19 protein-coding genes are annotated in these 16,453 nt (G+C 64.2%); 5 read left to right on the top strand and 14 right to left on the bottom strand.

Features of this window, described 5'->3' with window-relative positions; translation table 11 throughout:
- Positions 1–30: 30 nt before the first annotated feature.
- Positions 31–1,593 (top strand): glycoside hydrolase family 32 protein, encoded by a 1,563-nt coding sequence (locus E1809_RS08260; protein WP_133203753.1) that lies wholly within the window; start codon positions 31–33, stop codon positions 1,591–1,593.
- Positions 1,594–1,624: 31 nt separating this feature from the next.
- On the opposite strand, the gene E1809_RS08255 is transcribed toward E1809_RS08260, so the two are convergent.
- Entirely contained in the window at positions 1,625–1,780 is a 156-nt protein-coding gene (locus E1809_RS08255; RefSeq protein ID WP_133203752.1) for a type II toxin-antitoxin system PemK/MazF family toxin, read from the bottom strand.
- Positions 1,773–2,009, bottom strand: coding sequence for a hypothetical protein (locus E1809_RS27045; RefSeq protein ID WP_205754135.1), 237 nt, complete (start codon positions 2,007–2,009; stop codon positions 1,773–1,775). Before E1809_RS27045 ends, E1809_RS08255 begins: the two co-directional genes overlap by 8 nt.
- 433 nt (positions 2,010–2,442) lie before the next feature.
- Here E1809_RS27045 and E1809_RS08245 point away from each other — a divergent pair, with 433 nt between their 5' ends.
- Positions 2,443–2,955, top strand: a complete 513-nt coding sequence (locus E1809_RS08245) for a hypothetical protein (RefSeq protein ID WP_133203751.1) — start codon at positions 2,443–2,445, stop codon at positions 2,953–2,955.
- Here E1809_RS08245 and E1809_RS08240 read toward each other — a convergent pair.
- From E1809_RS08240 to E1809_RS08200, 9 genes are all read right to left on the bottom strand, one after another.
- The gene (locus tag E1809_RS08240; RefSeq protein WP_133203750.1) at positions 2,921–3,505 is read right to left on the bottom strand and encodes a TetR/AcrR family transcriptional regulator; all 585 of its coding nucleotides are present in this window, start codon (positions 3,503–3,505) and stop codon (positions 2,921–2,923) included. The two genes, E1809_RS08245 and E1809_RS08240, sit on opposite strands and share 35 nt — an antisense overlap.
- A gap of 28 nt (positions 3,506–3,533) precedes the next feature.
- Positions 3,534–4,136 carry a TetR/AcrR family transcriptional regulator gene (locus tag E1809_RS08235; RefSeq protein WP_133203749.1) on the bottom strand — a complete coding sequence of 201 codons (603 nt, stop codon included), beginning with the start codon at positions 4,134–4,136 and terminating at the stop codon, positions 3,534–3,536.
- 5 nt (positions 4,137–4,141) lie between these two features.
- Positions 4,142–5,311, bottom strand: coding sequence for a pyridoxal phosphate-dependent aminotransferase (locus E1809_RS08230; RefSeq protein WP_133203748.1), 1,170 nt, complete (start codon positions 5,309–5,311; stop codon positions 4,142–4,144).
- A gap of 68 nt (positions 5,312–5,379) precedes the next feature.
- Positions 5,380–6,171: an SDR family oxidoreductase gene (locus E1809_RS08225; protein ID WP_133203747.1), complete on the bottom strand. Its 792-nt coding sequence runs from the start codon at positions 6,169–6,171 to the stop codon at positions 5,380–5,382.
- Between the two features lie 102 nt (positions 6,172–6,273).
- The gene (locus E1809_RS08220) at positions 6,274–7,302 is read right to left on the bottom strand and encodes a 5-oxoprolinase subunit C family protein (protein ID WP_133203746.1); all 1,029 of its coding nucleotides are present in this window, start codon (positions 7,300–7,302) and stop codon (positions 6,274–6,276) included.
- Positions 7,302–8,099, bottom strand: coding sequence for a 5-oxoprolinase subunit B family protein (locus E1809_RS08215; RefSeq protein WP_133203745.1), 798 nt, complete (start codon positions 8,097–8,099; stop codon positions 7,302–7,304). Before E1809_RS08215 ends, E1809_RS08220 begins: the two co-directional genes overlap by 1 nt.
- Positions 8,100–8,141: 42 nt before the next feature.
- A complete protein-coding gene (locus E1809_RS08210; protein WP_133203744.1) occupies positions 8,142–8,945 on the bottom strand; it encodes a LamB/YcsF family protein in 804 nt (267 codons plus the stop codon).
- A 91-nt stretch (positions 8,946–9,036) separates the two neighbouring features.
- The gene (locus E1809_RS08205) at positions 9,037–10,383 is read right to left on the bottom strand and encodes an MFS transporter (RefSeq protein ID WP_133203743.1); all 1,347 of its coding nucleotides are present in this window, start codon (positions 10,381–10,383) and stop codon (positions 9,037–9,039) included.
- Positions 10,384–10,434: 51 nt separating this feature from the next.
- Complete coding sequence (locus E1809_RS08200) at positions 10,435–11,067, bottom strand: RraA family protein (protein WP_133203742.1); 633 nt, start codon at positions 11,065–11,067, stop codon at positions 10,435–10,437.
- 185 nt (positions 11,068–11,252) lie between these two features.
- On the opposite strand from E1809_RS08200, the gene E1809_RS08195 reads away from it, so the two are divergent.
- On the top strand, positions 11,253–12,053 hold the full coding sequence (locus tag E1809_RS08195; RefSeq protein ID WP_133203741.1) for an alpha/beta fold hydrolase: 801 nt from the start codon (positions 11,253–11,255) through the stop codon (positions 12,051–12,053).
- Here E1809_RS08195 and E1809_RS08190 read toward each other — a convergent pair.
- Complete coding sequence (locus tag E1809_RS08190; protein WP_235835514.1) at positions 12,050–13,369, bottom strand: MFS transporter; 1,320 nt, start codon at positions 13,367–13,369, stop codon at positions 12,050–12,052. The two genes, E1809_RS08195 and E1809_RS08190, sit on opposite strands and share 4 nt — an antisense overlap.
- 143 nt (positions 13,370–13,512) lie before the next feature.
- Here E1809_RS08190 and E1809_RS08185 point away from each other — a divergent pair, with 143 nt between their 5' ends.
- Together E1809_RS08185 and E1809_RS08180 are read left to right on the top strand one after the other, a co-directional pair.
- Positions 13,513–14,397 (top strand): LysR family transcriptional regulator, encoded by an 885-nt coding sequence (locus E1809_RS08185; RefSeq protein WP_133203740.1) that lies wholly within the window; start codon positions 13,513–13,515, stop codon positions 14,395–14,397.
- A gap of 140 nt (positions 14,398–14,537) precedes the next feature.
- Positions 14,538–14,867, top strand: a complete 330-nt coding sequence (locus E1809_RS08180) for a hypothetical protein (protein WP_235835513.1) — start codon at positions 14,538–14,540, stop codon at positions 14,865–14,867.
- 24 nt (positions 14,868–14,891) lie between these two features.
- Here the strand turns inward: E1809_RS08180 and E1809_RS08175 are convergent, their stop codons facing one another.
- Both E1809_RS08175 and E1809_RS08170 read right to left on the bottom strand, forming a co-directional pair.
- Entirely contained in the window at positions 14,892–16,139 is a 1,248-nt protein-coding gene (locus E1809_RS08175) for a type II toxin-antitoxin system HipA family toxin (RefSeq protein ID WP_133203738.1), read from the bottom strand.
- The gene (locus tag E1809_RS08170; protein ID WP_165962253.1) at positions 16,136–16,393 is read right to left on the bottom strand and encodes a helix-turn-helix transcriptional regulator; all 258 of its coding nucleotides are present in this window, start codon (positions 16,391–16,393) and stop codon (positions 16,136–16,138) included. The genes E1809_RS08175 and E1809_RS08170 overlap by 4 nt, the downstream gene beginning before the upstream one ends.
- Positions 16,394–16,453 lie beyond the last annotated feature (60 nt).

Raw genomic sequence — 16,453 nt, 5'->3', positions numbered from 1 at the left:
CTTCCCCGCTGAACAATCTGAAAGAAGACCATGACCGAACCGACTTCGCCCCCTTCCTTCGGCGAGGAAGCCTACCGACCCCAGATCCACTACACGGCCGCCGACACGTGGATCAACGACCCCAACGGCCTTGTCCATGCCGGCGGGCTCTACCACCTCTTCTTCCAGAACAATCCGTACGGAAGGGACCACGCGAACATGTCCTGGGGGCACGCGGTCTCGTCCGACCTTATCCACTGGAGCGACCGTCCGGTCGCGATCCCGTGCGACGACCAGGAACAGATTTTCTCCGGCAGCGTCGTGGTCGACGAGGGCAACACGAGCGGCTTCGGCGGCCCTGGCAGACCTCCGCTCGTGGCCGTCTACACGAGCGCGTACGCGGAGGACTCTCCGCACCACGGGGTCCAGGCCCAGTCGCTCGCTTACAGCCTCGACGGCGGCGACACGTGGGCAAAGCACGACGGCAACCCGGTACTGGACCGGAACTCGCGCGACTTCCGCGACCCAAAGGTGTTCCGCTACACCGGCCCTGCCGGGTCGTACTGGGTCATGGTTGCGGTCGAGGCGGTCGAGCGGAAGGCCGTGTTCTACCGCTCCGACGACCTACTCACCTGGAGCCATCTGAGCGACTTCGAGTCCAAGGGCAAAGTGGGGCATATCTGGGAATGCCCGGACATGTTCCCCCTCCCTGTCAACGGGGACCCGGCCGACGTGAAATGGGTCCTCATCATCAACTTCAACCGCGAGGAAGGCCAGGGCGGCTCCGCCGCGGTCTACTTCCTGGGCGACTTCGACGGCACCACCTTCTCTCCCGCCTCCCACGGCGAGTCCGCGGACGACGGCGCTGCTGATACGGAGTACGAATGGCTCGACTTCGGCCGGGACTACTACGCGAGCGTCTCGTACAACAACGCCCCCGAGGACCGCCGCATCCTCGTCGGGTGGATGAACAACTGGGACTATGCGCGCAGCCTGCCAACCTCCCCCTGGCGCGGCGCCATGGCCCTTCCCCGCGAGGCCGCCCTCCGTGCCCGGGGAGGCCGCCTCGTCCTCGAACAGCGCGTCGTGCCCGGACTCGAATCCTCCGGCCCCAAGCAATCCCTGGGCTTGCTCGATGTGCCCGAGGGCGTTCGCTCCCTCCCGCTGGAGTGCGGCACGGAGCCGTGCCTGATCGAGGCGACATTCGACGCTGGCTCCGCCACGGAGTTCGGGTTGGTATTCCGGCAGGGGGGCGAGGAAGGGACACGGCTGGTCTACGACGTCGAACGCGGCGAGCTCACGCTCGACCGACGCGCGTCCGGGGCCGACCTCCATCCGCTGTTCCCGTCCGCCGACCGGGCCCCGGTCGGCCTGGTGGGCGACCGGCTGCGCCTCCGGATCTACCTGGACGCAGGCTCGGTCGAGGTCTTCGCCCAGCGAGGTGAGGTGACCTTTGCCGAGCAGATCTTCCCCGATCCCTCGAGTACCGGCCTCTCGGTGTACGCTGCCGGCGGGACCGCGCATCTGATAGGGCTCACATCCACCCCTCTGACGCCTGCCCCCGTCGTCCGCGAACGCCGCCCCACCCACGCCTTGGGCCTGTCGCACAGATGAGTAAGTCCTATCAGGTCCTGCCGCGCTCCGATCAGGGCAGTCCAAGGAAGTCGCGCAGCCAAAGGTCGATGGACTTCATGGTGGCAGGGTCCGCGATCACCAGGGCTGGCCGGTGCCCGGCCTGTTCACTGCCTTTTGAGGGATTGAAGTTGACCCAGACCATCTGGCCGCGTTCCAAGTCAGGCATCGGCCGGGCTGTCGCCGGACGTCTCGTCCCAGAGTCGCGTCTCCTGTGCATAGGTGTCGTCCTCCGGGAGTCGTCCATATGCCTCCCGGATCGCCTCGAAGCGGCGTGAACGCTCATAGCCGTCCAGGAGTTCCGTCAGCAGGGCGGCGGCAGAGAGCCCCCGTTCCCCGGCGTCGTGGTTGATTCGGTCGCGCAGCTCGTGCGGGACCTTGATGGTCGTAGCAGACACGAGACCCAGCATATTCCAGGGCTAGAGCAATTGAGTATACATATTGGTATACCCCGACGGTCTGCCGCTCGCTCTTTTCTCGCGTCGACCCAACCCTGCTCCAAGATTTGAGAACAATAATTCAAATGAGAAAAATTTCTTGATTTTTCCACCCGCCGATCCTAGGCTTAATCCAGAAGTTTCGGCGCCCGGCAGAGAGGCCTGGGCGACTCCGCATGCTGCGACGAAAGGATTCCGATGGAGACCACGCTGTTCGATGTCCATAGCCTCAAGGGTCGGCTTGTTGCAGGAACAGGGAGCCATTGTCCCGTCAGTGGCATTTGGGCTCCGGCGGGGGAGAGGGACGCCGATGTGCGGGTGTTGGAAGGCAGCATCATGCCAACCCACCGCAGTGCAGCGGTGATCTGGCAGTTCGTCGCGGGCTTCAGGCGCAATGACCTACGTCGCTGAAGCGCGGCCGCGCCGCGAAACGATTCCGGCCAAACGCCGACTCACTCCGCTTGAGCTAAGGCTCGCGGAATCGAGGGCTTCACGTGCCCGCGCGGACAGCCTCGTCCGTAGCCTCCTCAATAAGCGTAACGAAACGATCGCCGCAGCCCTCGCGGACAAGGTTTCCTTGTCCGCCATTTCCACCGTGGTTGGAATACGGGCGGCCGACGTCAAGCGCCTCGGCGGGGCGTACCGGGACCACCACTACCCAGGGGCCGAGCCTGCGGTCCACCTCGCCCGCTTGGCCGCCATAGTCCGTCAGATGGACGAAGCGCTGGAACATAAAGAGTCGTGCTTGCGGCGCTTGCGCGGCGACGCGTTGAAAGGCCTTCAATCGGGCCTCATGGATGTTTTCAGGATCGCGGCACTGACGTCGCTGCCCGCTGAACGGGTCCGCGAGCTTATCAGGCCCGCGACGGGTCCTAGGCCCGGTTCCGGTCCTCGCTCCACCCGGTGAGGGCACCCTTCAGGGCAGAAACCAGCCTGCTTGTCACTTGGTCCTTGTTGAGGCCCACGGTATTGATCAGGTCGAGGATTTCACGGGGGTCGAACAAGATATTCCAGAGGAACATCGCTTCGTCGCCGATAGGCGGCAACCCTAATTCTTCGCAGGCTTCGCGCAAGGGGCGCTCCAAGGCGTCCGCCTGGACCGTCAGGTAGAAGGCGCCTTTCCGCAGGCGGGCCAAGTAGCCTTCGCCGGAACGGGTGTACAGCATGGCCCCGCCATGGCGGGTCACCAGGTCAACCCATTTGCGGCTCACGATCGTCAGGAGTTCCACGCCGGAGGCGTCCTGCTTCAAGCTGAAGTCGCGTAGCTTTTCGCCGACGCCGAAGCGGTATTCGGCCAGGATGTCCTCTACTGAAGCGAAATGCCGGTACGCCGTAGCGGAGGAAATTTCCGCCTGCTTGGCGACGTCGGTCATGCTGATCGGTCCCCGACGGGACGCAAAAAGATGTCCCGCAGCCTTGACCAGTTCCCTGCGGTTGCGCTGTGTGTCACTACGCATTGATGGCACCCTTTCTTCACCTCCTAGCTTAGATCCTGGACCCGGACCACCCTGCCAGGGCCGCCGTCAGGGTCCGCACCAACCGGGCGGACGCGTGCTCCACGGACAGTCCCAGGCTCCGAATGAGATCGAAGACTTCCCGGGGGTCGAAGAACCCGTTCCACAGGAAAAGGGCTTCGTCTCCGGGGTAGGGGATGCCAAGTGCTTTGCAGGCCTCTTCCAACGGCCGCTCGAGGGCTTCCGCTTGCACCGTGAGGTAGTAGGCGCCGCCGCGAACGCGGGCTAGGTATCCCTCGGCCGAGCGGGTGTGGACCATGGATTCACCATGTTGGACCACGAGTTCAACCCATTTCCTGCAGACGGCCTTAAGTAGCTCGAGTCCGCAGCTTTCCTGGGCCTTGGTGAATTCGAGGAGTTCGCGGCCGACTTCGAAGCGGTAAGCGGCGAGAATGTCGTCCACTGACGCGAAATGACGGTAGGCAGTCGCCGTCGATATTCCCGCGGCGGACGCGACGTCGGACATGGTGGCCGAACGGCCGGCTCCGAAGAGCCGGCCGGCGGCAGATACCAAAAGTGACCTGTTGCGTTTCATGTCCACCCGCAGCCCGGCCGGGGCATCGGCGAGGGTCATGCGGGCTACGCCAGGGCAGCGAGGCCGGCCGCGATCCGCTCGACACCGAGCCCGATTGCCTCCGCGCTGGCCGCGTAGGAGAGCCGAAGGTGATGTTCGCCGTGCCGTCCGAATTCGCTGCCGGGGCGAACGGCCACTCCGAACTCGCGCAGGTGCGCCACCATCTGCGCCGCGGGCATGTCGACGTCGTACTTCGGGAAGAGGTAGAACGCGCCTTCCGGGGAGCTGACGGTGAGGCCGGGAATCCGGCTGAGCCCTTCGAACATGAGCTCGCGGCGGACAGCGTACGAGGCGTGCATGCGTTCGATGTCCGGTCCGCAGGTCTTGAGCGCGGTCAGCGCGGCGAGCTGGACGGCGGTGTTCATGGAGCCGTTGAACGTGTTGTGGACGCGGGCCGCCGAGGCAATGACGTCCGAAGGACCCCACAAATAGCCGACGCGCCAGCCCGTCATGGCGTAGCTCTTCGAGAACGTCTGGCAGTAGATGGTCCGGCCGGCCAGTCCTTCGATTTCAAGGGCGGAAGTGAAGGGCTCGGGCGTGTAGACGAGGTCGCTGTAAGCCTCATCGGAAAGGACCAGGGTGTCTGTGCCGGCCACCATGTCCGCGAGGGCTTCCAGCTCGCGCCGGGAGTGGACGATTCCGGTGGGGTTGGACGGGTTGCAGAAGACAAACATCTTCGCTCCGTCCAAGGCATTGGCAAGCGCTTCAAGGTCCCAGTGGAGGTCGTCAGCGAGGGGAACGGGCACGATGGTGCCACCGGCCATGCTGACGAGGTCCGCGTACAGCGAATAGGTGGGATTAGGAATGACCACCTTGTCACCGGGGTTCACGATTCCGAGGATTGCCGCGGAGAGGCCGGCGGTGCCGCCTTGGGTGATGAGCACGTCGCTGGGGCTGGCCACTCCGCCGAGGAGCCGGCCGATACGGGCAGCCAGCTCCTCGCGAAGCACCAGCTCGCCGAGCAACGGCGAGTAGTGGGTATGCCCCTCTTCAAGGGCACGGGCAGCAGCTGCGCGCACCTGCTGGGGGGTGTCGAAATCCGGTTCGCCCATGGCCAGGGAAACGAGGTCGCCTTTGGATTGCGGCTGTTGGACGCGTAGGGACGTCCGCTGGACCCGCAGCACAGCCTCGGAAGGCTGGAAGGTGGCGACGGCGGTGGAGGGTTCGAGGGTCATGACAGTCCTGCTTCGGGTAGGGGGGTGGACGGGGGCGCCGCTTGGGGACCTGTATAGGTGCCGGGGTTTCATGGCCGGTCCTCCGCGGGAGCGCCGGCCCAGCGGCTGATTTCGAGGTCGCCCGAGGTGTCCCGTTGGATGGTGGGCGCGATCACGAGCTCCTGGACCACGGTCCGCTGCGGCAGGGTTGCTACGAGGTGGATGGCGCGCGCAACGTCTTCGGGCTGGACCATGGCGTCGCGTTCTTCCGCCCGCGGTGGCCGGGCACGGTTGTCCAGGATGGGGGTGGCGGTTTCGCCCGGGAGGATGGTGATGGCGCGCAAGCCTTCGTTGCGGAAGGTGTTGTGCAAATAGGTCATGAAGTTCCGGACTGCGGCCTTCGCGGCTCCGTATGCGGCGCCGCCCAGCAGGTTGGGATTGACGGCTGCCAGCGACGATACAGTGATGATGGTGCCGGTGTTGCGGGCGAGCATTCCCGGAAGGACAGCTTGCGTGAGCAGGTAGACGGCGTTGAGGTTGACGTCCAGGACCTGGTTCCATTCTTCCTGGCTGATCCACCTGACGTTGAGGACCTTGCTGGCGCTGCCTGCGTTGTTCACCAGGATGTCTACCGGCCCCAAAGTGTCAGCGACCCACGCGACCAAGGCATCGACGTCGTTCTTTGACGAGACGTCCGCGCTGCGCGCGTGGGCCGTGCCGCCGTCGTTATTGATCTCCGCGGCGAGTTCTTCCAGGACGGCGAGGCGGCGACCGACCAGGACGACGCGCGCTCCCTCGGACGCCAGAAGCGACGCCGTGGAGCGCCCCATACCTGTTCCCGCGCCGGTGATGACGGCGACTTTGCCTTCAAGAAGTCCCATGGTTCCGTTCCTGGAGTTTCGTAGATGGTGCGATTCAATTCACATATGCGAAAAGTTTCTCATTTGTTTGACGTGCTGGTCAAGTGCTATTACGGCCGTGGTTCAAGCCGCGGCGGGGGCCGGAACCGGGATCGCGCCGTGCGGCAGGTCGAGCGCGCCGAACAGGCTCTGCACCCGCTCTTCCAAGGCATGGAGCAGCCGTTGGGCCTCGTGGTGGCTCTCCACGGCGGCGTCATTGGCTACCCACCGGAAGGCCATCCGCTGGCCCGGCCTTGCCTGGCCCAGCATGGGCAAGGACGCCTTAGTCGCGAAGGCGACGATCGGGTAGCCGGCCGTCAGGGTTCGGTAGCGCCCCAAAATAATGAGCTCGTCCCCGTGCGGGATCTCGAAGGCCCCGATCGGAACGCCGTGCGAGACGATTTCGCCCAGGCCCTCGGGATGCACCACCGGCCCATCCAAACGCAGGCCAACGTGGTTCGACTTCGCCGTCACCGTGTATTCGCGGGAAGCGAGCAGTTCCCGGATTCCCGGCGCGGCGTCTGTTTCCGGACCCTCCACGATGTCCACGGTCCACACCGGCTGCTCGAACGAGGGGATCGGCACCGGCAACCGGAACAAGGGCTGCGTGAGGAAAGGATGCTCAAAACCGGTGTAGCGCGTCAGCAACTCGAGGCGCTGGCCGGCCGATATCTGTTGTGGAAAGCCCATGCGGGCCTCCGGGGAGGCACTTCCCATGAAGCGCTCGGTGACCAGCGTCCCGCCGAATGCCAAGTAGTTGCGCATTCCGTGACGGGCGTTGCCGATGACCACTCGCGCGTTCGCCGGGATGCACACCGGTTCCCACATCGGCACTTCGTTGCCGTTGACGGTGACGTCGGCAGGTGTTCCCGTGACCGCGATCAGTACCGGTTGGGAGGTGTCGAAGGCGAACCGTCCGCCCATCATTTCGACGCTCGTGGCCGCGCGCGGATTGCCCACCAGGATGTTGGCGACGGACGCCGAGTGCTGGTCCGCCGCTCCGCCACAAGGAACACCGAGGGCCTCGGACTGTTCCCTGCCAAGGTCCTGGAACGTGGCCAGCCACGCATTCTCGCGGACCTCCAGCGTGACGCTGCGTTCAGCGGCGGACATCAGTTTTCCCTTTCGGTGGCGGTTGCGGACGACGCCGGTGCTGCCGCGGACTGCCCGCGGGCCGCGCGGAGGAACTGCCCCTGCAGTTTTTCCCACTCGCTTTCGGGAACCACGCTGAATTGCACCGTGTCTCCGGGCTTGTACGAGGTAGGCGGATTTTCCCGGATATCGCAGATGGTCAGGGGAGTGCGCCCGATGACTTTCCACCCTGTTGGGCCCGGGAAAGGTTGGATGATGGCGTTGGTTCCGGCCACCATCACGGAACCGGCATCCACGTTGGTCCGGGGCTCCCGGCAACGGCTGACCTGGCCCGGAAACTGCACCCGACCCATCATGGGAGCCATGGCCGAGGCAAGCAGGTTGATCGAGAGCACCGAAGCTTCCAAGTGGCCCAGCACGGCCTCCGGGCTGATGCCCAGTTCGGTTGCAACATCCGCAAGATCCGGCGCGAAGGCCTCGTTGACCACCATGGGGATGACGAAATGCTCGCTGCCGTGGGCGTGTCCTGCGGTCCCGGCACCGCTGCCAGCTGCGGCGAGCCGGACGGTTTGGGCCAACTGGTCATGGCTGATTGCGAGGCAGTCGAACTCCACAAGGAGCGAATCTACGCCGGCCACCACGTCCAGCAGCCCGTGCGGCTGCACTTCGAGGAGGATTTCCCGCAACCTTCGGCTGCCGGCCTGGCGCGCTTCGTCGTCGTCCGCGGCCACGCTGACCATGAGCGCCGAGTCGCCGAAAGGGACTGCCTTGACGTCGAGCGGTTGCCGGGGCTGTCCGGGCGCTGGTTGCGTACTCATGGTTCCTTGGACTTGTTGTGCTGGAGGGTGGACAGGGACTGTTTAGACGGTGGCCAGGCGGGCCTTTTCGGCCAGGACCTCCTGCAGGCCGGTCGCCTTGATACCGGCTTTTTCCAACGCGGCGCGGAGGGCGGTGCCGTTCTCGAGGACCTGCGGGTGGTCGCCGTGGAGGAGTACGACGTCGGCATCGTGGCCGAGGGGGACAACCTTGCCGGTGACGGCGCGAACGGTGCCTTCGGTGACCACCTGCACCACGCGACGGCCGATTTCCTCGGGGTCGTGCAGGAGGGCGCCTTTGGTGTTGCGCGAGACGGGCATACCGTCCTCGCCGTAGCCACGGTCCGCAAGGAACACATAGCCAACCTGGAGGCCGCGCTTGCGGGACTCATCTGCCAGCAAACCGTTCTGGCAGATCACGATGTACGAAGGATCGTAGGCCTTGATGGCGTCCGTGATGGCGCGGGCGTGCTTGGCGTCGGTCTGGGCGATGCTGCCCATGCGGCCGTGGGGGGCTACGTGGCTGATCTTGCCGCCGTGGATCCGGGCAAAGGCGTCCAACGCGCCGATCTGGTAGAGCACGTCCGTGCGGATCTCCTCTTCGCTGGCCTCGATGAGGCGGCGTCCGAAGCCCACGAGGTCCGGGTATCCGGGGTGCGCGCCCAGTTCGATGCCGCGCTCGACGCACGCCTTGACCGTGGCGTCCATGACGCGGGGGTCTCCGGCGTGGAAGCCGCAAGCGATGTTGGAAGCGGTGACCAGGCCCAGCAAGGCGTCGTCGTCGCCGATGGTGTAGTTTCCGTAGCTTTCGCCGAGGTCTGCGACGACGGCGACAGAGTTGATGCTCACAATGGCTCCCAGGTTTCTTGGTTGTGGTTGCTATGCTCCGACGACGGCGGCCAACCGGCAAGGGCGGCAGGCCGCCGTCGTACGCGTTTTATTAGTGGGTGCGCAGCGGCTGGCCCTTGGTTTCCTTCAGGAAGAAGACCGTCGCGAGGGTAATGACCGACGCTGCGATCGAGAAATATCCGGGAATCATCGAGTTTTTGGTGGCGCTGATGATTGCGGTCATGACGAGCGGTGCGCTGCCGCCGAAGATGATGGTGCTCACGTTGAAACCGATGCTGTAGGCGCTGTAGCGGACCGTCGTCGGAAACAGCTCGGTGAGCACCGTGTGGACCACGGCGGCGTGGCCCGAGAAGGCCAGTGCCATCATGACCGCGCCGATGGAAGCAAGGGTCATGTTGCCTGTGGTGATCATGAGGAAGGACGGGTAGGAGAGCACCGCCGTGCCGACCGCGGACCAGGCGAGGATGGGCTTGCGGCCGTAGCGGTCCGAGAGCCGCGCCATGATCGGGATGGCGATGATGATGGCAACGAGGCTGGCCGCGGTGACGAGGAGGGCGCCGAGCATCGTGAAGTTGTTCGCACCGAGGGAGGTCTTGAGGTACGTCGGCATGTAGGCGAAGAGCAGGTAGTAGCCGGGTCCGTTGACCGCGGGGAGGAAGATGGTCAGCGCGATGGCGGCGAGGTGCTTCTTCGACGTGAAAACGGTCTTGAGCGGATTGCGTTCGACGACGTTGCGCTCACGGAGGGCTTTGAAGTGGGGTGTGTCCTCCATCTTGGATCGGATATAGAAGCCGATGTAGCCCAGTGGCAGCGCCACGATGAACGGAATCCGCCAGCCCCAGCCGCTCATGTTCGCGTCGCCGAGGGTCGTGATGAGGATCGCCGAGAGGGTGCTGCCGAAGAACAGGGCGAAGAATGAGCCGACCGCGATGAAGCTCTGCGCGAAGTTGCGGTGGCGGTTGTTGGCGTATTCGCCCACGAACGCCATTGCGCCGGCAACCTCGCCGCCCGCGGAGAAGCCCTGCAGGATGCGGAACAGGATCAACAGGGCCGGGGCGGCCCAGCTGATCACCGAGGACGAGGGAATCAGGCCGATGCAAGCCGTGGAGGCGGAAATGAGGAGCAAGAGCACGGCGAGCAGGTTCTTGCGGCCCAGCCTGTCGCCGAGGAAGCCGCAGATGAGGCCGCCGAAGGGTCGGGCCAGGAAGCTGACCAGGAAGCCGACGTTGGTCAGCAGGAGGGATCCGACATCTTTGGAGCCCATGATGTTCACGGCAAGGTACGTGGTCAGGAGCCCGTAAATGCCGTAGTCGTACCACTCCACGAAGGAGCCCATGGTGCCGGCGAAAGTAGCCTTGCGCACCATCTTGCCGTCGGCGGTGACGACCTTTATCTGTGCGGTGTTCAGGTTCACTGATTCCGTCGATGAATTAGACATTGGGTGGTTCTCTCAGTTTAGGTCCCGTGATTGGGGATGGAAGGTGGTGGGTTAGCTGTACTCGCGGGTGATTTCTGCGGTCATTTCGGCTTCGTGGATCGCCACGGCCTTCACGAGTTCAAGGATTTCGGCCGCACGGGCCTGGGGGATGACCACGACGCCGTCATCGTCAGCGGCGACGATGTCACCGGCGGCGCACACGATGCCGCCGATCGCGACGGGTTCACCGATCACGCCGGGGCCGTTCTTGAAGGGTCCCGCCGGGGTGGTGCCGCGTGCGAAGACTGGGAATTTGATGGAAGTGATGGTTGCTCGGTCCCGGATGTAGCCGTCGATGACCGCGCCGGTGGCTCCGGCAGCCTCGAAACGCTGCGAAAGCTGTTCGCCGACCAGTGCGCGGTGCTCGTGGCCGAAGCCGTTGATGACCACGATGTCGCCGGGCTCGATGTAGTTCAATGCTTCGATGACGGCGGCGTTGTCGCCGGCCGCCCCCAGGACCGTCAGGGCCGAGCCCACGCAATGCGCTCCCGCCCAGACGGGGTTGATGTTGCCGTCCACCAGGCCAAGGCGTTCCATGGCGTCCCCGATGTTGGCCACCGGGAAGGCCTCGAACGCGCGGACGAGTTCCCTCGGCGGCCGGGTCCACTCTGCCTTGCGGACTGTGAGTTCGAGGGTCGTTGCCATTGTTCCACCTTTGCTTGGTCCGGGGTTCCGGAGGGGTTGACGCCTTGAGACGGCAATCACATATGAGAAAAGTTTCGCGTTTTATTCTTCGTTCGTCAAGACCCCGATATTTCGCCGGTGTAAAAGGTTCCCACTGCGGCGAATCGCGGGAACTTGAGCTTCGTCGACTTCGATAGGGTTTCAGCGTGAGCACCACGAGCAATCCAACCGACGGAACTCCCATCGCCTTCGACGCGGCGGGTGAGGGTCCCGCCGTCGTACTCCTCCACGGTTCGGCGCTTTCACGCGCGATCTGGCGCGGACTCGGGTACGTCCAGGCTCTCGACGGATTTACAGTGGTGCGCGTGGATCTCCGGGGTCATGGGCGGAGCGGCAAGCCCTATGACCCGGAGGCGTATCGAATGCCCCTCGTTATCGAGGACGTGCTTGCGGTGATGGATGCCGTGGGCGCGGAGCGGGCGCACGTCGTCGGGTATTCGTTCGGGGCGCGCGTCGGCTTTGCCCTTGCGGCGGCCGCTCCCGCGCGGATCGCAAGCCTCGCGACGCTTGGCGGCACCTACCGATCGCAGCGCGGCGAGGTCGAAAAGGTGTTCTTTTCCGGGTATCTGGACGCGATCCGCTCGGGTGGCATGACGGCGTTCGCGGACGGCTTCGCGGCAGCCGGGAACGTGCTGGACCCGGCGAGCCGCGCGGCGTTCCTAGCGAACGACGCCGGTGCGCTGGCTGCGTATTTCGAGGCCACCGAGGCGGGGGAGGGGCTGCCGGAGGCGGTTCTCGCGCAACTCGCGCTCCCTGCGCTCCTTTTCGCCGGGACGGGCGACCCGCAGCGGCTTGAGCAATCGAAGCGCGCCGCGGAACTCATGCCCAATGCCCGCTTTGTCGAACTGCCCGGGCGTTCCCATGCTTCAACACTTTCGCCGGCCGGACCGGTGCTTGAAGAACTGGTTCCGTTCCTGCGCGGGAATGCGGGGCTCGGTTCCCGCTAGTGCGAGAGCCCGGCGGCGGTTTCCGTGAGGCTCTTCCCCTTGGTCTCCGGTGCCAACCACTGCGAGAGGGCGGCGCCAACCAAGGCGATGCCGGCAGCAATCAGCATGGACACCGCGGGGCCGAGGTTCGCCATCGACCACGGCAGCAGGAATGTGCCGGTTCCGGCGCCGATCCGGCTGACCGCGGCCGCGAATCCGGTGCCGACGCACCGGACCTCGGTGGGGAAGACCTCGCCCGGATAGACGCCTGTCAGTGTGTTGTACATGGCGTTGAAGAACGAGAATGCGAGGAACAAAGCCAGCACGATGACCGGGGGCGCCCCGCCCCACAGACCGATGACCGCGAGCAGCGCAGCGCACACCCATTGCGGCGGTACGGTCAGCACGCGGCGACCGGCCTTGTCGATTAACAGGACCGTGAGAATCACCGCCGCGAGGGCGACTGCGGAGAGGCCCACCCCGCCTGCCAAGCCGCCGCTCAAGCCGTATTGCTGAAGCACGGTGTCGGCGAATGTGGCGATCGCGAAGTACGGTGCCACGGCGCAGAACCAGAACATCGAGACAAAGAGCGTCGCCCGCCAGTACTGGCTCGAGAACAGCATCCCGAGCGTGCCTTTGCGGGTGTCTTCGTGCTCGACGTCGGACATTTCCGCGGCATGTTGCATGTACTTGTGCGCGACGGCTTTGGCCTCGTCCGCGCGACCCTGGTTCCACAGCCAACGCGGCGACTCGGGAAGGCCGAACCGGGCCAGGAACAAGACCACCGCGAGCAGTGTGCTCGTGCCCAGAATGGTGCGCCACCCTAGGCTCGTGGCGTTGACCAGCCAGTAGCCGAGTGCATACGCAACCATGAAGCCCGTGTACCAGGCAACCAAGGTGACGCCCATCAGCCGTCCGCGCAGGTTGGCCGGGGCGAACTCCGACATCAGCGGCCAGCCCACGGAGTACTCCATGCCGATGGCGACGCCCATCAATAGCCGCACCACGAACAGCAAACCAGGCGAATCGACGAAGAATTGCATGCCCGAGGCAATTACGAAAAGCGCCATGTCCATCAGGAATAGTGGCTTGCGGCCGAACTTGTCGGCGGCCCACCCGCCAATAGGGGAACCGAAGAAAATCCCGAACAACGGGCCGGCTGCGATCAACCCTTCCCAGACCGTCGACAAGCCCAGATCGGCTGTCAGGCTGCCGGCCACCGGACCGACGATCCCCAGGATGTAGCCATCCAGGAACATCCCCCCAGAGAGGACAAAAATCATCCTCCACATAAAGAGCCGCTTGAAAGCGGTTGCCTGCGCCAAAACCTCAGCCATTGTTCCTCGACTTAGAACGGGCGGCTTTTCCTCCCTCTATGGTGACTTCTTATCCCGGTCAGGGGAAGGGTGACTTTCTGCCGGGCGGATATCATTTAATGGTCAATTATTAATATCCAACGAAATAATCCGGAAGGATCCTCGTGGAACTCCGCCAGCTCCGCTACTTCCTGGTGGTCGCGGAAGAACTGCATTTCGGCCGCGCCGCCGAACGCCTGCACATGACCCAGCCACCCCTGACTGTCGCGGTCCGTAGGCTCGAGCACGAGCTCGGCGTACAGCTTTTCGACCGCACTACGCGCCGCGTGTCGCTGACCCCGGCAGGTCAAGCCTTCAGGGACCGCATCCAGTCCGCCGTCGCGGATCTCGACGGCGCTGGCGGGGAGGTTGCCGACGTCGCCGCCGGGAGGAGCGGCAAGATCAGGGTCGGGTTCGTCAGCTCGGCGAGCTACACCACGGTTCCCGAAGCCATCCGCACCTTCCGGCAGCAGCGACCACGCGTGGACCTGGTCCTGAATCCCCTCACGAGCGGTGAGCAGATCGAGCAACTATTGGACGGGAACCTGGACCTGGGGCTCGTCCGCGACCCGGGCGACATCCCCGGCTTGGACATCGAGTTGCTCGGTACTGAAGACCTGGTGGTGGTCCTCCCGGAAGCGCACCCCCTGGCAGGTTCCGCGGAAATCCGCCCGCAAGACCTCGAGGGGGAGCCGATGATCCTCTTCCCCTACCGGCTTATGCCAGGTTTCGTGTCGCGGGTCCTCCGCGTCTTCGAGTCGCTCCCGACGCCGCCAACCGTGGTTCAGCAGGCGATCCACCAGGAAACCGTCCTCGGCCTTGTCGCGGCCGGCTTGGGGATCTCGGTGCTGCCGGAATCGGTCCGGAGATTCAACATGCCCGGAGTGACCACGCGGCCGCTGGTGGGAAGGCCGCAGACCGAACTGCATGTAGCCCGCGGTCCGGGAAGGCACCCGGCTGCGGATGACTTTATTGCTTGTTTGAAAGGCGGAACCTTGGCGGCCTCGTGAGCTTGCGGCGGCTGCTTACTGAGGGACGTCTGTGACAGGTGTGACCAACGTGATTTCCGAGATAAATGTTGCGCAGGTCACATTAGCTGCCTATGCTGGGGAGGCTGCAGCGTGGCAGCGAACCGATGAAAGGCAGTGTATTGGCCAGCGACAGGCTCTCCGTGGTTGTTCGAGTCGACCTCGACGGCGAACAGATCCAGATAGCAGCGACGGGTCATGTGACCTCGTCAAGCCTTCAAGGGCTTTACCCCATCGTGCAGCGCACCAGCCGCCTCGCGGATGGCCTCGGCATCGAGGTGGACCTGTCGCGTGCCCTTGTTGACCCGGACGCGCTGGAACAACTGGAAGGCTACGCCAGGATCCACGAGCTTCCAGTCAGGGTCGAATACGCGCCGGCGGACGACACCGTCGCCATCCTGCCGTCCCGCATTGGAGATTCCAGTACCCTCGGGGCCGGACGGGCCGCCTGAACCACTTGGGCAGAGCGACAGGCCTCACAATGATCTACGCGCGGCATTTCCTTTGAGCAGGTCCTCGGCGCGGGCAGGGACGAGCTGTTGGAGAAAGCCCAGCGGCTCCGGGGCTTGGATCCTTGCCGCTGCTGCCGCCACCGATTCAAGTGCTGCTGCCGCAGTCTGCCTCGCGTCGTCCGGATCCATGCCCCAGGCTGACCCCTCGCGGACTAGGTGTTCAAGAGTGATGTAGCTCAGCCTGATCTGGCCGGCGATAGCGTGGCCGGCATTGTTGCTTGGTGCGTACAGCAGCAGCGTAGGTGCTACATCGTAAAGGGGCGCCAATTGGACCTCGCCGCCGTCACGCAGGATGAGGGAGTAGTTTTTGGAATGGGCGTCTCCATTGCCTATAAGCACGTTAAAGCTGACAGCCCGGAGAAGATCACGGCGGAATTCGGTCTCGTCGCGGGTGTGGGAACTGGCGGCATCCACCAGTTTGGTTAGCCTGGATGGCGGCGTCGAGGATCCCTCGTACTTCGCCGCGCTAGTCAGCGCGAGGGCCTGGGTGAAGTCCTCTTGATGGAGGCGGGTTCCATCAGGCGACCTGTCGAAGCGTTCAACGACGATGGCGCGGCGGGATCCGAAATCCGTCAAGTGCGCATTGGCGGCCGGCAGCCCTGCAATTGATGCTGTTTTCAATGCCCAGTCTTCCGAGGCGAGCAGGTCCGGAATGGTCGACTCCAACGGATCAGGTTTGATGATGTGGGTTGAAACCGCGCCGCGGACCGGCCATGCCCAACCGTCCCGATCCTGCGTGAGGAGCACTTTGGACTGGACTCCGCCGAGAGATGCCGTGACAAGGAAATCGTCCGGCAGGTCCCACGTTGGCAAGGACTCCACTACCGCTGTGACTTCCTCAGCCGTCATGGAGGCTGCGTCACCATGCCGTTCCGGTGTTTCACCGGGCGTTAGGACCTGGACAGCGCCCGCGCATTCTGACCCCAACACGCGAAGCAATCCGAAGGCGTCAGGGGCGGCGAGCCCATTTTCTCTGGCCAGGTGGGAGCGCACTTGGCCCTCGGGCAGTAGCCCGTCAAAAAAGTTATAGACCTGCGCACCGTCGATTCGGCTGCGGTTCAAGGGCAACGAAAGGGACAGCAAGATCGATCCGGCGCCATATTCCGCCAGAACTTCACGGTCGTACTGGAAGGATAGGCGAAGACCGCTTCCCTTCAGCTCACCGATGCGCCTGCCGCGCAGGAACACGTCCAACGTTCTCTGGGCGCTCATGGCCGAACCTGCAGCTTAGAAAACCGAGGAATAAGAGCGACATCCCTACCCAGCGCTCTGATCGCCTGCATGGCCACCACCATGGATACCGCTTCGCCCGCTTCCAAGCGGACGATTGTGCCGCGAGCCACCTTCAGTCGTTCCGCCAGATCCTGTTGTGTCAGTTCGGCTTCTTTGCGGGCATCTGCGATTGAGTGCCCCAACGAGACGGCATCGACGGCCCGGTAGAACGGTGTTGGCTCCAAATGTTCCATATATCGATCATATAGCGAACTACGCGAAATGATCGATATATGGAACATTTGGAGATATTT

Source organism: Arthrobacter terricola (assembly GCF_004354015.1).
Classification (GTDB): Bacteria; Actinomycetota; Actinomycetes; order Actinomycetales; family Micrococcaceae; genus Arthrobacter; species Arthrobacter terricola.
This window is presented reverse-complemented; position numbering and strand designations above follow the sequence as displayed.

Bases quoted from the DNA above. Each gene is read 5' to 3' on its own strand.
- E1809_RS08230 (WP_133203748.1), bottom strand. From the start codon at position 5,311: ATGACCCTCGAACCCTCCACCGCCGTCGCCACCTTCCAGCCTTCCGAG.
- E1809_RS08190 (WP_235835514.1), bottom strand. From the start codon at position 13,369: ATGGCTGAGGTTTTGGCGCAGGCAACCGCTTTCAAGCGGCTCTTTATG.
- E1809_RS08175 (WP_133203738.1), bottom strand. From the start codon at position 16,139: ATGAGCGCCCAGAGAACGTTGGACGTGTTCCTGCGCGGCAGGCGCATC.
- E1809_RS08225 (WP_133203747.1), bottom strand. From the start codon at position 6,171: ATGGGACTTCTTGAAGGCAAAGTCGCCGTCATCACCGGCGCGGGAACA.
- E1809_RS08255 (WP_133203752.1), bottom strand. From the start codon at position 1,780: ATGCCTGACTTGGAACGCGGCCAGATGGTCTGGGTCAACTTCAATCCC.
- E1809_RS08200 (WP_133203742.1), bottom strand. From the start codon at position 11,067: ATGGCAACGACCCTCGAACTCACAGTCCGCAAGGCAGAGTGGACCCGG.
- E1809_RS08220 (WP_133203746.1), bottom strand. From the start codon at position 7,302: ATGTCCGCCGCTGAACGCAGCGTCACGCTGGAGGTCCGCGAGAATGCG.
- E1809_RS08205 (WP_133203743.1), bottom strand. From the start codon at position 10,383: ATGTCTAATTCATCGACGGAATCAGTGAACCTGAACACCGCACAGATA.
- E1809_RS08235 (WP_133203749.1), bottom strand. From the start codon at position 4,136: ATGACCCTCGCCGATGCCCCGGCCGGGCTGCGGGTGGACATGAAACGC.
- E1809_RS08245 (WP_133203751.1), top strand. From the start codon at position 2,443: ATGACCTACGTCGCTGAAGCGCGGCCGCGCCGCGAAACGATTCCGGCC.
- E1809_RS08170 (WP_165962253.1), bottom strand. From the start codon at position 16,393: ATGGAACATTTGGAGCCAACACCGTTCTACCGGGCCGTCGATGCCGTC.
- E1809_RS08215 (WP_133203745.1), bottom strand. From the start codon at position 8,099: ATGAGTACGCAACCAGCGCCCGGACAGCCCCGGCAACCGCTCGACGTC.
- E1809_RS08240 (WP_133203750.1), bottom strand. From the start codon at position 3,505: ATGCGTAGTGACACACAGCGCAACCGCAGGGAACTGGTCAAGGCTGCG.
- E1809_RS08260 (WP_133203753.1), top strand. From the start codon at position 31: ATGACCGAACCGACTTCGCCCCCTTCCTTCGGCGAGGAAGCCTACCGA.